Origin of the sequence: Microbacterium sp. NPDC076768, from assembly GCF_040687205.1 — a bacterium.
GTDB lineage: Bacteria > Actinomycetota > Actinomycetes > Actinomycetales > Microbacteriaceae > Microbacterium.
In genome coordinates this window covers 179,973-193,184 of sequence record NZ_JBFBMU010000002.1, presented here as the reverse complement: position 1 = coordinate 193,184, position 13,212 = coordinate 179,973, and the positions used below count along the sequence as shown (strand labels likewise).

At 62.2% G+C, this 13,212-nt stretch carries 16 protein-coding genes; 9 read left to right on the top strand and 7 right to left on the bottom strand.

Going from position 1 to position 13,212, the window contains the following annotated elements; translation table 11 throughout:
* Positions 1-58: 58 nt before the first annotated feature.
* Positions 59-652 (top strand): 1-acyl-sn-glycerol-3-phosphate acyltransferase, encoded by a 594-nt coding sequence (locus AB0O87_RS07345; protein ID WP_363513472.1) that lies wholly within the window; start codon positions 59-61, stop codon positions 650-652.
* On the opposite strand, the gene AB0O87_RS07340 is transcribed toward AB0O87_RS07345, so the two are convergent.
* Positions 653-1,198 (bottom strand): DNA starvation/stationary phase protection protein, encoded by a 546-nt coding sequence (locus tag AB0O87_RS07340; RefSeq protein WP_363513469.1) that lies wholly within the window; start codon positions 1,196-1,198, stop codon positions 653-655.
* Positions 1,199-1,312: 114 nt separating this feature from the next.
* On the opposite strand from AB0O87_RS07340, the gene AB0O87_RS07335 reads away from it, so the two are divergent.
* From AB0O87_RS07335 to AB0O87_RS07325, 3 genes are all read left to right on the top strand, one after another.
* Positions 1,313-1,804: a GNAT family N-acetyltransferase gene (locus AB0O87_RS07335; protein WP_363513466.1), complete on the top strand. Its 492-nt coding sequence runs from the start codon at positions 1,313-1,315 to the stop codon at positions 1,802-1,804.
* Positions 1,805-1,911: 107 nt separating this feature from the next.
* Complete coding sequence (locus tag AB0O87_RS07330) at positions 1,912-2,211, top strand: Fe-S cluster assembly protein HesB (RefSeq protein ID WP_363513463.1); 300 nt, start codon at positions 1,912-1,914, stop codon at positions 2,209-2,211.
* Between the two features lie 117 nt (positions 2,212-2,328).
* The gene (locus tag AB0O87_RS07325; protein ID WP_363513460.1) at positions 2,329-2,673 is read left to right on the top strand and encodes a LysR family transcriptional regulator; all 345 of its coding nucleotides are present in this window, start codon (positions 2,329-2,331) and stop codon (positions 2,671-2,673) included.
* Between the two features lie 4 nt (positions 2,674-2,677).
* On the opposite strand, the gene AB0O87_RS07320 is transcribed toward AB0O87_RS07325, so the two are convergent.
* A complete protein-coding gene (locus tag AB0O87_RS07320) occupies positions 2,678-3,244 on the bottom strand; it encodes an alpha/beta hydrolase (RefSeq protein ID WP_363513457.1) in 567 nt (188 codons plus the stop codon).
* Between the two features lie 77 nt (positions 3,245-3,321).
* Positions 3,322-4,983 carry an ABC-F family ATP-binding cassette domain-containing protein gene (locus AB0O87_RS07315; protein WP_363513454.1) on the bottom strand — a complete coding sequence of 554 codons (1,662 nt, stop codon included), beginning with the start codon at positions 4,981-4,983 and terminating at the stop codon, positions 3,322-3,324.
* Between the two features lie 72 nt (positions 4,984-5,055).
* Between AB0O87_RS07315 and AB0O87_RS07310 the strand changes: the two genes are divergently transcribed.
* On the top strand, positions 5,056-5,526 hold the full coding sequence (locus tag AB0O87_RS07310; RefSeq protein ID WP_363513451.1) for a hypothetical protein: 471 nt from the start codon (positions 5,056-5,058) through the stop codon (positions 5,524-5,526).
* A gap of 21 nt (positions 5,527-5,547) precedes the next feature.
* Positions 5,548-6,204 carry a peroxiredoxin-like family protein gene (locus AB0O87_RS07305; protein ID WP_363513448.1) on the top strand — a complete coding sequence of 219 codons (657 nt, stop codon included), beginning with the start codon at positions 5,548-5,550 and terminating at the stop codon, positions 6,202-6,204.
* Between the two features lie 14 nt (positions 6,205-6,218).
* Here the strand turns inward: AB0O87_RS07305 and AB0O87_RS07300 are convergent, their stop codons facing one another.
* Together AB0O87_RS07300 and AB0O87_RS07295 are read right to left on the bottom strand one after the other, a co-directional pair.
* Positions 6,219-6,758: a hypothetical protein gene (locus tag AB0O87_RS07300; RefSeq protein ID WP_363513445.1), complete on the bottom strand. Its 540-nt coding sequence runs from the start codon at positions 6,756-6,758 to the stop codon at positions 6,219-6,221.
* A gap of 41 nt (positions 6,759-6,799) precedes the next feature.
* Entirely contained in the window at positions 6,800-8,584 is a 1,785-nt protein-coding gene (locus tag AB0O87_RS07295; RefSeq protein WP_363513442.1) for a GNAT family N-acetyltransferase, read from the bottom strand.
* 85 nt (positions 8,585-8,669) lie between these two features.
* On the opposite strand from AB0O87_RS07295, the gene AB0O87_RS07290 reads away from it, so the two are divergent.
* Positions 8,670-9,461 carry an alpha/beta hydrolase gene (locus AB0O87_RS07290; RefSeq protein ID WP_363513439.1) on the top strand — a complete coding sequence of 264 codons (792 nt, stop codon included), beginning with the start codon at positions 8,670-8,672 and terminating at the stop codon, positions 9,459-9,461.
* Between the two features lie 10 nt (positions 9,462-9,471).
* The gene (locus tag AB0O87_RS07285) at positions 9,472-9,906 is read left to right on the top strand and encodes a GNAT family N-acetyltransferase (protein ID WP_363513436.1); all 435 of its coding nucleotides are present in this window, start codon (positions 9,472-9,474) and stop codon (positions 9,904-9,906) included.
* 13 nt (positions 9,907-9,919) lie between these two features.
* Here AB0O87_RS07285 and AB0O87_RS07280 read toward each other — a convergent pair whose 3' ends face one another.
* Positions 9,920-10,774 carry a 3-hydroxyacyl-CoA dehydrogenase gene (locus tag AB0O87_RS07280; protein WP_363513433.1) on the bottom strand — a complete coding sequence of 285 codons (855 nt, stop codon included), beginning with the start codon at positions 10,772-10,774 and terminating at the stop codon, positions 9,920-9,922.
* Between the two features lie 285 nt (positions 10,775-11,059).
* On the opposite strand from AB0O87_RS07280, the gene AB0O87_RS07275 reads away from it, so the two are divergent.
* Entirely contained in the window at positions 11,060-12,016 is a 957-nt protein-coding gene (locus AB0O87_RS07275; protein ID WP_363513430.1) for a class II glutamine amidotransferase, read from the top strand.
* Positions 12,017-12,048: 32 nt separating this feature from the next.
* Here AB0O87_RS07275 and ychF read toward each other — a convergent pair whose 3' ends face one another.
* The gene (gene ychF / locus AB0O87_RS07270) at positions 12,049-13,122 is read right to left on the bottom strand and encodes a redox-regulated ATPase YchF (RefSeq protein WP_363513427.1); all 1,074 of its coding nucleotides are present in this window, start codon (positions 13,120-13,122) and stop codon (positions 12,049-12,051) included.
* Between the last annotated feature and the right edge of the window lie 90 nt (positions 13,123-13,212).

Here is a 13,212-nt window from a genome sequence, read left to right as displayed (position 1 = left end):
GAACGCACGACAACGCTGCAAGCGCGGACGAGTAGCTGTTCTCCCCTACGGTTAAATCATGCTCAAAAGACTCATCGCCCGGACGTACTGGGCGCTCAGCAGATGGACTCTGGTGAGCGAAGGTGCTCCCACGCGCCCCACCGTGCTGATTGGCGCACCGCACACATCTAACTGGGACTTCGTGCTGATGCTCGCCATCACATGGCAGCTTGACATCGACGCGCACTGGCTCGGAAAGAAGAGTCTTTTTCGCGGCTGGCGCGGGCCGATCATGCGCCGTCTCGGGGGGATTCCGGTCGACCGCTCTAATCCTGCTCGTGTTGTCAATGAGGTGGTCGATCAGGTTGACGCAGGTGCGGTGTTCGGCCTCGTCGTGACCCCGGACGGAACTCGCGGAGGCAACGAGTACTGGAAGTCAGGGTTTTACCGCATCGCGCGAGAGACCGGGATGCCGGTCACGCTCGGTTTCGTCGATCGCACCACGATGACGACCGGTCTCGGCCCAACAATCGACCTCACCGGTGATGTGGCGGCCGACATGGAGCGAGTTCGGGAGTTCTACGCCGACAAGGCTGGGCACCGACCCGAGAAGCGCACAGAACCGCGACTGCGGGAAGAGAACCCTCCCGCGGCCGCGGCCGACGGCGACTAGTTAGCGTCCTGCCGGACTGCGGTTCTCGGCGCTCACCATCCAGGCGAACTGCTCAAGGCGCTCGATTACGGCGTGCAAGAGGTCGGCAGAGGTGGGGTCCTCTTCATCGACGTCGTCGTGCACTCCGCGCACTGTGCCGACCGCGGCTTCGAGACGCTCAGTGATCAAGTCAACTGTCTCGGTCGTCGACACTTCACCTGTGGGGAACTCGGGAAGTGTCGTGGTCTTGGCGATCGTGACACTGCGGCCGTCAGGAACAGCGTGAAGCGCACGCATGCGCTCGGCAATGGTGTCACTGAATGTGCGGGCATCGTCGATGATCTCGTCGAGGATGCGGTGCGTGTCGCGGAAGTTACGCCCGACGACATTCCAGTGCGCTTGCTTGCCCTGAATCGCGAGTTCGAGCAGGTCGACGAGCACGATCTGCAGGTTAGCCGCGAGCGCCGGAGACGCGGTGAAACCCTTCTCCGCGTTCTGCAGCTTCGTCGTCTTGACGGCTCCCTTGTTGGATCCGTCAGACTTCGTCGTTTTCTTGCTTTCAGCCATTATGTGACCTCCTTGCGAAGACGCTAACGCTGATCAGCAAAGGGCACGGAGGGGGTTGACATCGCTCGCGAAACACCCGAACGTAACTCCCAAAGCACACGAAAGGGATGAGCAGTGTCAGACGAACAACCCCGCACAAACGGGCAGATCACGATCGCCCCCATTAGCGACCGCGACGCAGGCGAAGTGCTCACCATCCAGCGAGCAGCGTTCGTCTCAGAAGCCGCCATTTATGGCAGCGTCGATATGCCTCCGCTGACCCAAACTCTTGCCGAGCTGGAAGCGGAGCTTCGTTCCGAGTCCGGCTTCACAGCCCGCATCGACGGGCGTCTGGTCGGAGCCATCCGCTTCGTTGAGCACGACGACCTTCTACTGATCGGACGCATCGCGATTGCCCCTGACATGCAGGGCGAGGGACTGGGCAGGGCGCTGCTGGAGAGCGCTGAGCAGGCTTCTTCGGCGCAAGTTTCTGAGCTGTTCACCGGCAGTCTGAGTGAGGCGAACATCCGCCTCTACGAATCGTGTGGGTACGAAGAGACCGAGCGAGTTTCACACGGCGATGGCACCGAACAGGTGTTCCTGCGCAAGAAGCTGGGCACAGGGTAAGAGGCTCCTCCGAGTCGGCGCAAGGGGGTTGAGACGACAGGCAAGGTCGGGCATCGTTGCCGTCACATGTCGCGACCGTGGCATGCCCCAACCGGAAGGAGAGACTTGTGCTCACCCTCACCGACAACGCCTCCACCATTGTGACAACGCTCGTCAGCCGCCAGACTGACGCCCCTGATGCGGGTCTGCGCATCCACTCCACGCAGCCGTCGAACGCTGACGAAGGCGCGCGCCTTGCGGTGCTGGTCGCCGCTGCCCCGGAACCCCAGGACCAGCTCTTGGAAGTATCCGGCACCCGGCTCTTCCTGGACGAGTCCGCTGCCGCGGCACTCGACGACAAGATTCTCGACGCAGGAGTAGACGACGAGGGGTCTGTTTCATTCGCAGTACTCCCGCAGGTCGCCTGAGAGAAGACTTCACGGATGCCGCGGCCGATTCGGCCGCGGCATCCGATGCTTAAGCCGTCGCCGTACCGCGTAGCCTAGAGATGCTCGCAAATGCGTGCGCACAGTTGGAAGGCCACCGTGAAAATCTCTCTGCTCCGCCGTTTCGTCGTCCTCGCGGAGGAACTGCATTTTCCACGGGCGGCTGAGAAGCTCGGCATCCCGCTGGCCTCGCTCTATACGTCGGTCGACAAGCTGGAAGCCGAGGTCGGGCATCTGCTCGTGCATCGTGAGGGTCAGACGCGTCTGACCAGCGTCGGTGAGCTCTTCTTGGTCGAGGCAAAAGCAGAGGTCGCCGCTGCGCCTCCGCCCGTGCGGAACGCGCCAGCGCCAGCCGGAGGCAAAGCAAAGGCCTCAAAGGGTAAGGGCCGCACCCCTGCAGTCAAAGGTCAGCCGAAGCCGTACAAAAAGCGCCAAGGGCGCTAACGACTCAGTCCCAGTCGAGGTACTCCTCGATGATGACGGCAGTTTCGATCGGGTGCGTCATGGGGAACATGTGCTCGCCGCCCTCGACGCTCTTAACGCTCGCGCGCTCCGGAGCAGTCGCCTGCAACCGCTCACCATGAGCAAACGGTGTTGTGGTGTCGTCCGTTCCCTGGATGATGAGCACCGGCATCACCGGAGCAAGCGGCGTTTCATCCTCTTCGACGCCAAGCAATGCCAGCCCGTTCACGCGGTCGGCATGGGCGACGGCGAACGCCCGGGCGATAGTGCCACCAAAGCCGTGACCACCGATCCACGTATCGCCCAAACCGACGTGCTCAATCACGTCGAGAGCGTCGTGAACTCGTGCGTCGAGATCGACGTCATCGCCAGCACGGTGTCCGATCCGGACGACGTGAAAACCGGCCTCTTCTGCAAGGTAATGAGAGACAACGCCGAGGACATCGGCGGCAACATCGCGCTCTTGAATCAGTACAAGTTTGACTGGTCCATCGCCCTCATCAGCAAAGGGAATCGCGCGGCCATCTGGCTCGAAGATCTGGGTGTCGGTCATCGGCGTCAATCTCCCTGTGCCGTCGGTGTCACGTTTTCGAGCGGCTCGCACCGCTGTGTTCCAGCGTAGTGCGCCCGTCAGACCTCGACGACCTGACCTGCCTCCACCTTCCAGTGGCGATCCGTCTGCACGGTGGCAAGCATGCGTCGATCGTGGGTGACCAACAGCAGTGTGCCTTCGTAGGACTCCAGCGCCTGCTCTAGTTGCTCGATTGCAGGCAAGTCGAGGTGGTTTGTCGGCTCATCAAGCACGAGCAGGTTGATGCCGCGTGCCTGCAGCAGGGCGAGTCCTGCTCGCGTGCGCTCACCGGGGGAAAGCTCATCGACAGGGCGCGTCACATGATCGGCTTTGAGACCAAACTTGGCGAGGAGCGTACGGACTTCTGCGGCCGCCATCGACGGCACCAGCGCTTCGAACGCCAGCGCCAATGCCTGGGAACCGGCGAGCAGTGCGCGAGCCTGATCGATCTCCCCGATCTGGACGCTCGCACCGAGACTCGCCGAACCCTCATCAGGGCTCTGGGTACCGAGCAGACCGCGCAGCAGCGTCGACTTACCCGCACCGTTCGGGCCGGTGATGCCGATGCGCTCCCCCGCGTTGATCTGAAGAGATACGGGTCCGAGCTGGAAGTTTCCCTGACGGAAGACCGCGGAGCTGAGCGTTGCGACGACGGAGCTCGAGCGCGGCGCGGCGCCGATAGTGAACTCGAGTTGCCACTCTTTGCGGGGTTCATCGACCTCATCGAGTCGCGCGATGCGGCTTTCCATCTGGCGCACCTTCTGCGCCTGCTTCTCGCTTGACTCGACCGATGCTTTGCGCCTGATCTTGTCGTTGTCCGGGGCTTTCTTCATCGCATTTCGCACGCCCTGGCTCGACCACTCCCGTTGAGTTCTGGCACGAGCTACAAGGTCGGCCTTCTTATCAGCGAACTCGTCGTACTTCTCGCGTTGCTGTCGTCGCACTGTGGCGCGCTCTTCGAGGTAGGCGTCGTAACCGCCGCCGAATACCCGGTTGGTTCCCTGAGCGAGGTCAAGCTCCAGCACCCTGGTGACGCTTCGCGCAAGAAACTCACGATCATGGCTGACGACCACCGCACCGCCGCGGAGACCGCGAACAAAGGTCTCCAGACGTTCAATCCCGTCAAGGTCAAGGTCGTTGGTGGGCTCGTCAAGCAATGCGATATCGAACCGAGAAAGGAGCAGCGCGGCGAGTCCTACGCGCGCCGCTTGTCCACCTGAAAGTGCCGTCATCATCGTGTCGCCCGGATCCTCTCCCAGCGCGAGACCGAGGTCGGCAAGCACCACGGGGAGCCGTTCATCGAGATCGGCGGCACCACTGGCGAGCCAGCGCTCCAACGCCGTGGAATACACATCGGCCGGATCGGTGCCTGGTGCAGCGAGAGTCGGGTCGCCGAGGGCGGCCGCAGCCGCATCCATGTCTTTCGTTGCTGCGGTGCACCCCGTGCGTCGAGCGATATAGTCGACCACGCTCTCGCCCACCACTCGTTCATGCTCTTGCGGAAGCCAGCCAACGAAGCCGTCTGCCGGGGCCAGCGCGACCGTGCCAGCTTGAGGCTCATCAACCCCCGCGAGAAGCCGCAACAGCGTTGACTTGCCTGCACCGTTCGCGCCCACTAGCCCGACGACGTCGCCAGCGGCGACCGTCAGATCAACGGAGTCAAACAGGGTGCGATGCCCGTAGCCGCCGGCCAGCCCCTGGGCCACAAGTGTTGCGCTCATCTAGCAATCCTGTCATCTGAAGCCGGCTCGTTTGACCCAACCGCACAGGGCTGGCTGGTAGTGTCGGCGCCCATGAGACGCCAGATACTGCTCGCCTCGACCATCGTGCTGGCAACAGCATTGCTTACCTCGTGCGCCGATGGTTCCTCGACGGAACAGAGCGCGGAGCAGCCCGCCTCCCCCGCAACATCGAGCAGTTCTGAGAGCTCGTCCAACGACGCAACGCAGAGCGCTGATCAAGAGTTCCCCGACGTGATCGATGCGGTGCTCAGTGCCAGCGGTGACGAGTTCACGATCGCGGTGACCATGTCTTCGCCGTATGACACTGCAGACCGTTACGCCGACGGATGGCGCGTTCTCACCGCCGATGGCAATGTGCTGTCAGAGCATCAGCTCGGACACGACCACGCCAACGAACAGCCGTTCACCCGCACGAGCAGTGCGTTCTCCATCCCCGACGGCATTGACGAGGTGACTGTGGAAGGCCGCGACCAGGCGAACGGTTACGGCGGCGAGACAGTGACCATCCCGGTGCCGCGCTAGATTCCCACGAAAGGGTATGACATGAGTCTCACCAACGACCTTCAGGCACATGCGGAGCGTTCCACTGCCGCAGCCTCAGCCGAAACCGTCGCCCAGCGAAGCGAGGCCCGAGAGAAACTCGCAGCACTCACGCAAACACGGCCCGTCATCGCGGTAGGAGATGTCGCACCGGACTTCTCACTGCCTGACGCCGCCGGATCTTCCGTTCACCTCTCAGAGCTGTTGACGACAGGCCCTGTCGTCGTGTCGTTCTACCGAGGTGGCTGGTGCCCCTACTGCAACATCGAGCTTCGGGCATTGCAGGCGGCGCTCCCCGCCCTGACGGCCGCCGGCGCCACCCTTGTCGCGATATCACCTGACGCGCCAGACGACTCTCTCTCGACCGCGGAGAAGTCCGACCTCCAGTTCCCTGTGCTGTCAGACACCCGCGCGGCGGCGATCACCGCCTACGGATTGAACTACACCATCGAGTCCGTGTCACGAGCGGTACTCAGCGATGAGGAGGCCGAACGTGCGGACGCTCGTGGGGTCGAAACGCAGGTTCTCCCCACGCCTGCCACCTACGTCATCGGAACAGACGGAAGAGTCGCCTACGCGTTCGTCGACCACGACTACACGCACCGCGCAGAGCCCACCGAGATCGTCGCCGCTGTGTCGGCACTCACCTCGGGTGCCTGAGCGCGAGTAACACACTACGACCGCGAAAGCGGAGGTAGCGTCGAACGCTCGAGTCGACGCGTGAGCACAAGCGCGATGGTAAGGGGCACTGCGGCGACGAGCCCAAAAGCCATGTCGCCCAGCTGCCAACCGATCGGCAAACCACGAATTGCTCCAGCAATCAGTGCCAACGGGATGATGCCTGCGCACATGATCAGTCCCCAGATGGTAACCCAGACGTTGCGGATCGGGTTGGCAATCGGACCGATGAACGCGACCGCGATAGCGAGGTGAGCGAACGCTAACCAATCGGTCCCGTAAGCGATGAATGGATATGCGTTTCCCGTCGCATCAAGACCTTCTGCGACGCGTTGCACCCAGAAAGCAAGCTCGGGAAATGTTGCGCCCAGACCGCTATCGTTCAGCAGATCACGCCCGAACAAGAGTTCTTCCCTCAGGGGAAACGCCGTTACACCGCTGATTACAAGCCCGATGATGACGATGATCAGACAGATACGAATTACTGCTGTCTGGCGCCGCTGCAAAGGCGGCATTTCCGGCATGGCTCGATCCATTCTGTGAGCATAAGGAACGTCCGCTGAAGAATGCCTGCTAGCTAGATGTAGCGCTCCATTCCGACCTGCGCAGGTTGATATCCCAGCCGAGCGTAGAAGGCGGAAGTCCGATCAGGCAGGTCGTCGCTGACCACGTGCGCCAGTCGCGCCCCTCGCCCACGTCCGAAGTCGTGTGCCCACTCAATCATCGCCTCGATCAGTCCCTGTAACCGTGCCTCTGATGCAACGCGCAAAGCGTCAATCAGCAGTCGGGTTGAGCCTCCTCGGGAAAGACCAGGGATGACGGTCAGCTGCATCGTGGCGACGATGCAGCCAGTATCGTCGCGGACGATTGCCAGATAGTTGGAAGTGTCGCGAGTGACCGCGGTGAAGGCCGCTTCAGCGCGGTCGAGGTCTTCTCTCTCGCGCTCTGAAACGGATCGACCATCGCGTAGCAACGCGGTGATGGCCTCGACATCATCTCGGCCCGCACGTTCAAGCCGGAAGGTCTGGCCCGCCACGTGCAGCTGCCCGCGAATCGAGGACCGCGCGTCCGCCTGCAGTCGGGCGACAAGCAGGTCAAGCCATCCGCCAACATTGGCGCGAGCCTCAGCAGTATCCGGATAGCGGCACCTCAGGTGCAGGCCCATCTCATCCAGGATGAACCAGAGCATGACGCCATCGGTGTCGGTCGCTGCGCTCACATACTGGGCGTCGAGCCCGATGGAGTCGATCCGTACGGGCAATCTGCGCAAGTCCAGCCACGAGATCGCGAACATCCCGGGAGCAACGGGCATGCCGCCCCATGGGGCGAGGACGTCTGCGAGCGGCCATGCTCCGAGTTGCACTGCCTCTTTTACCGCCGCCGCTGCCGCATGAGGTTCGGCGACATTCGACTCAAGAACAGAGTTGGTGATGAACCATCCAACCGAGTCGTGCCAGTTGTCGTCGAAGCGGCTGTGCACCGGAAACACGGCTCTCAGCGGCCTATCCGCCACCTCGCGGGTAACCGCCGTCATCGCAACCACTGCACGCGCGAGGGTCGATACGCCGTCATTGCGGGCTTGCGCAGCAAATGCTGCGGCGTCATCGGGGGCGAAAACATCGCGGAGTTCCACGCGTTCGCGATGCGGGCGAGGCGCACCCAAAGACAGGGGAAATTGCGGCATCACGCCTCCGCTGTCCTTGATGATTTCTTCCCACCGTTGCCGCACAGGCTCCGGTGCGGCATCCCGATCCAGCAGTGCCTGCGTATGTTCAACGAACGCTCGCACCGGTTCCGGTGTTCGTTCCGGTGTTGGACGCAGGTTTGCGTCTGCTCTCCCTGCATCGAGCGCGCGCAGCAGGTCGCGCGCGATGACCAGCATCGACCACATGTCGACGTGCGCGTGATCCGCGGCGATCACGACCGTGAATCCGGCGGCAGTCTCCAACACGCACAGTCGGTGCGAAGGAGGTTGGTACGGCGCACACGCCGCGTCGAGAACGTCGCGGAGCGCGTCGTTCACCGCCTGTCCAGGGCCGACGTGATGCTCCATCCAGTCCCCCGGGCCGATCTCGATCTCGTGCAGCACTGGCTCGCCATCAACGCCGCGCGCAAAAGCCGATCGCAGTGTGCCGTGGCGAGCGATGACGGAGAGCCACGCATCGGCGATCGATTCACGGCTCGTGCGCGCAGGCAACGAGAAGGACAGCGCCATCCAGGATCCCGGCCGGTCGCCGGCCCCCACGTGAAGTCGCTGATCGAAAGACACGGGGAGGCGTCGTCCGAGCGCAGACGCGCTGACGTCGTAACCCCAGAGCCGTCCGAACGGAAGGCGGAGGTGCGTGACGTTGGTCAGTCGCATGGGTAGCACCCTATCGTCCCCCGCTAATCTGAGAGCTCGACACGATTGCCCTGGCTGGTCGATCTGTCATCGCTTGAGGAGCTATATGCCAACTTTCGAGGTCTCCGGAGCCACACTGGCTGTCGCCTTGAGTGATGAAGGTGGGCACCCGGTCGTCCAGCTGCATGGCCTCACATCAAGCCGGACGCGTGATCGGGTACTCAATCTCGACCTCGGCAGAGGCCTCAGCGGAACTCGGTTGCTGCGGTACGACGCGCGCGGCCACGGCTCGTCCACCGGGCGAAAAGTTCCCGAAGACTATCGCTGGCCCAACCTGGCCGACGATCTTCTTCGAGTACTCGACCGCTGGTTCCCGCACGAACGCGTCCACGGCGTCGGCCCCTCGATGGGTGCCGCGACGCTATTGCACGCCGCGACGATACAGCCGGACCGCTTCTCCGGACTCACGCTGATGGTGCCACCCACCGCATGGAAAACCCGCTCGGCGCAAGCCGAGAACTACCGCACAGCCGCCGCGCAGATCGAATCCGACGGTGTGGGAGCTTTCCTCACTTCCATGGATGGAACGTTGCCGCCGCCGGCCACCGCCGGCACTCCAGAAACACGGCCCGACGTTACCGATGCGCTCTTGCCATCGCTGTTCCGCGGGGCGGCGCTCAGCGACCTCCCCGCTCCTGAGACCGTCGCGCGCATCGATGTCCCGACGACGATCTTGGCCTGGATAGGCGATCCGGGCCACCCGCTGTCAACCGCGGAATCCCTAACCGAAATACTCCCGAACGCAGCTTTGCACGTCGCCCGAACCCCGAGAGATGTCGAGACGTGGCCCGATTTTCTAAGCCAAGACGTCAATCGTCGGGGATACGTCAGCACTTAGAATTTTGCACATGAAACTACGTTCGGCGATGGCTACCGACATCGACTGGATCGTCGAACTGCGCGCGCGGGTGCTGCGCGATGACCTCGAACGCCTTGGCCGATTCGATCCCGTCCGTGTTCGTCAGCGGATGCGAGACGGATTTCGACCAGAGCACACACAGATCATCGTCGTTGACGATGCGGAGGTCGGTTCGATCTGTGTGCGGCAGGAACTGGATGCTCGATGGATCGAACACTTCTATCTCGCACCGGAAGTGCAGAACAGAGGTATCGGGACGAGCGTGCTCGCCCTCGTTCTCGCCGAGCGCGATCCCCGCCCCCATCGACTGAACGTGCTCCAAGGCAGCTCCGCTCGCCGCCTATACGAGCGGCACGGATTCACTGTCGACTCCGAAGATGACGTAGACGTCTGGATGACGCGCCGCAGTATTGGCGAAGCGTGATCGCCGCTACGGATCAGTACTTGTAGAAGCCCTCACCGCTGGCGATGCCGAACTTTCCTTTGTCCAGGAATTCAGTCTTGAGAACCTCGGCGAATGCAGCATCTTCTGGGGTCGTGCCTGCTGACGCAACGTTGTAGGCCGTACGCAACCCGATCACGTCGTACATCTGGAACGGACCAGACTGTGCGCCTGTTCCCTTGCGCCAGGCATGGTCGATCGTTTCCACATCGGCGACGCCGTTGACGTACAAAGCGCTCGATGCTTTGAGCAGCGGCACGAGAAGGGAGTTCAGCACGTATCCCGGCTGCTCCTTCTTCACGAGGATGGGATCCATGCCGGTCTCTTTCGCGTACTCGACGACGGCGTCGTACGCCTCCTGCGACGTGCGCTCCGTACCCATAACCTCGGCAACGTTCTGCACCCAAATGTTGTTCGCGAAGTGCAAAGCCAGGAAACGGTCAGGCCGGCCGGCTTCTGCCGCGAACTGGCTAGGAACCATGGTGGACGAGTTCGTTGCAAAAATCGTCTTTTCCGGAGCGACACTTGCGAGGTCGGCGAACACTCGCTTCTTGAGGTCGAGAATCTCAGGGATCGCCTCGATGACGAGATCGGCGTCGGAAACAGCCTCAGCGAGGTCAGCACTGAGTTTCATCGATGCAGCCGCCTTCGCCCCTTGGCCTTCTGGAGCGTCTGTCATCGCTTGGGTGTAAACCGGCACCAGTTTCTCGACACGTTCACGCGCAGCATCCAACGCTTCGTCATTGATGTCGTAAATCGTGACGTTCTTGCCATGGAAGGCGGCCTGGAAGGCGATCTGTGCGCCAAGCACGCCGCCGCCCAGAACTGTGATGTTGGTCAGTGTGTTCATTGATGTATTCCTTTCGACATGCCAGCGCAAAAACGCATGACAAAACGGCCGGTGGCTGTGCGCCATCGGAATCATCGAGGATGAGAGCTATGCTCATCCCCCGCTTCGCATCAACCCGGTGAACACCGAGATTGGCTGCGCGTAGCACCATGGACTGCAGAAACTGCATTTCGGGTTGCTATGCGTTAACGCTACACCCGCCATACCGGCGCGGATTCGCCATCGCGACCAGCACCGGCTCCGTGCAACGAGGATAAGGTGGCAGGAGTCCTACGAAGGAGACACATGTGCCGCGTGCTCGCTTACCTCGGTCCTGAGACACCACTGGAGAACCTCCTGCTCAGGCCAGAGAACAGCCTGATCAACCAGGCACTCGACCCCGAACGGCACCCCGAGCTCCAGTTGGCCGGATGGGGATTCGGGATCTGGAGCGAGCACCTACTGAAGCCCGAAGAACCCTTCATCTACCGCCGACCCATGGCGGCCTTTTACGACGACAACGCCAGCCGGATAATCCCCAGCCTCCAGGCCAGCACGATGCTGGCGCATGTGCGAGCCGCGGCGTATGACTCGAAGGTCGTGATGGTCGACGAGAACTGCCACCCGTTTTCCTTCGAGGAGACCCCGTGGATCGTCGCCCAGAATGGCTACCTGCCCAACTGGCAGCTCCTACAACGCGAGCTGCTGCAGTACTGCGAGGATCGGTACCTCAAGCAGTTGCGCGGGAACACCGACACCGAGTTCATCTACGTTCTCCTCCTCTCGCTGCTCGAGGGTGACAGCAACGAGGATGTCCAACGAGCGATCGAGAGGCTCATCGAGCTGATCGCCCAGGCCATGAAGGCCCTCGACCTCGGCGCTCTGACCAAGCTGAAGATGGCCCTCGTGTCGGACGGCCGCATCATCGGTGTCAACGTCGGCCTCGGTCACCACGGTGAGACCAACCCCGCCGGCGATTGGAAGGAGCTGCGGAAGTCAGCCCCCGACAGCGACGACTTCGCGCTCTCGATGCTCCTCGAACCGATGTACCTACTGATGGGGCGCAACTTCGACCACGACGCAACAACCTACGACTTTGAGGAGTGCGGCGAGGATGACGCGACCGGTGTCGTATTCGCCTCCGAGCCCTTGACCGAGGGTGACGATTGGTCGCATCTCGAGTTCGGCGAGATCGTCTTCCTCGAGAAAGACGGCGAGCGCATCACCAGAACCGTCAACACACTGAAGGTCTCAGCGCGCTAGGTGTTCTGCGGTGGACCGCAGTATGTGTCGAATCAGTTGTTGAAGCGGAACTCCACCACGTCGCCGTCTTGCATGACGTAGTCCTTGCCCTCAAGGCGCGCCTTGCCCTTGGAGCGGGCCTCGATGACGGAGCCGGTCTCGACGAGGTCTTCGAACGAGACGATTTCCGCCTTGATGAAGCCTTTTTCGAAGTCGGTGTGGATGACGCCAGCGGCCTGCGGAGCCTTCGAGCCCTTGGGGATTGTCCAGGCACGAGCTTCTTTCGGACCCGCCGTGAGGTAGGTCTGGAGGCCGAGCGTGTCAAAGCCGATGCGGGCGAGCTGATCTAGGCCCGACTCGTCTTGTCCGGTCGAGGCGAGCAGCTCTGCCGCGTCTTCCGGATCGAGGTCGATAAGTTCTGATTCGATCTTCGCGTCGAGGAAAATCGCCTTCGCCGGGGCGACCAGCGCGGCAAGTTCAGCCTTGCGGGCGTCGTTCGTGAGCACGCCCTCGTCAACGTTGAAGACGAAGATAACGGGCTTTGCCGTGAGCAGCCCCAGTTCGCGGATCGGTGTCAGGTCAATGCCAGCGACCGACAGCAGAACTCCGCGCTCAAGTGCGCTCTTCGCCTCATTCGCTGTTTCGAGCACCACGGGCTCGATCTTCTTGCCGCGTACTTCTTTCTCGTAGCGACTGATTGCCTTGTCGACGGTTTCGAGATCGGCGAGCATCAGCTCCGCGTTGATCGTCTCCATGTCAGACGCCGGGTTCACTGCGCCGTCGACGTGCACCACGTCGTCATCGGCAAAACCTCGAACGACCTGCGCGATGGCGTCAGCCTCACGGATGTTCGCGAGGAACTTGTTGCCAAGCCCCTCTCCCTCACTCGCGCCGCGCACGATGCCTGCAATGTCGACGAACGACACCGCAGCGGGCAGAATCCGCTCGCTGCCGAAGATCTCCGCCAACTTCTCCAAGCGGGGGTCTGGCAGGTTCACCACGCCAACGTTCGGCTCGATCGTCGCGAACGGATAGTTCGCCGCGAGCACGTCGTTCTTGGTGAGTGCGTTGAAGAGGGTGGACTTGCCGACGTTGGGCAGGCCGACGATGCCAATAGTGAGAGCCACGGGCAACGAGTCTACCTGGCTAGCGTCGGCCAATCCTGTAGGCGTTCCTCTCAAGCCCCAACCACGAATGCACGGCGTGCCTGCGACGCC